This is a genomic window from Paracoccus yibinensis (genome assembly GCF_030846195.1).
Taxonomy (GTDB): domain Bacteria; phylum Pseudomonadota; class Alphaproteobacteria; order Rhodobacterales; family Rhodobacteraceae; genus Paracoccus; species Paracoccus yibinensis.
In genome coordinates, this window is record NZ_JAVCWH010000064.1 from 1 (window position 1) to 540 (window position 540).

At 61.1% G+C, this 540-nt stretch carries 1 protein-coding gene; it reads left to right on the plus strand.

Features of this window, described 5'->3' with window-relative positions; translation table 11 throughout:
* Positions 1-407: 407 nt before the first annotated feature.
* Positions 408-540, plus strand: a 133-nt coding sequence (locus tag RAH32_RS21460) for a helix-turn-helix domain-containing protein (protein WP_373429751.1), incomplete at its 3' end; no start/stop codon positions are given.

Consider the following 540-nt stretch of genomic DNA (forward strand, 5'->3'; position numbering starts at 1 on the left):
ATCACGCCTTGACCACTGAATGACCGGAAATCCATAGTCAGAGGTGGCTCACTTCTCGATGGAAATGCCGGCTCAGTTCTGGGTGGAAATCAACACGCAGTGCATCAAGACGGTCAGAATCTGGTGCGGCGAGACAGCATGCAAGGCGATCCGACTGTCCGCAGCCCACTCAAAAATGGAGAAGGTTCGCTTGTCGACAGAGCCTGCGCGCACCACGGTGATCCGACCACACATTCCATGAACATCCGACCGGGCATTCCACGATCATCCGACCACCCGTTCCAGCCGCATCCGACCAGGCTGATCTGAGCGGGCTCCGTCACGCGGGGCGGGTCTGAGGCAGACCACCTGCGCTACCCAGAAGCTGTTGCGACAGCGGAAGAAGGGGCGCGATGAGGAGACTGCCGATGAGGAAGATCGAGGACGTGCTGCGCCTGCATGCGCAGGGCATGTCGACCCGGCGGATCGCACTTGCGACCGGTGTCGGGAAGACGACAGTGATCGAGTATCTGCGCCGTGCCGCGGTGGCTGGCCTGTCCT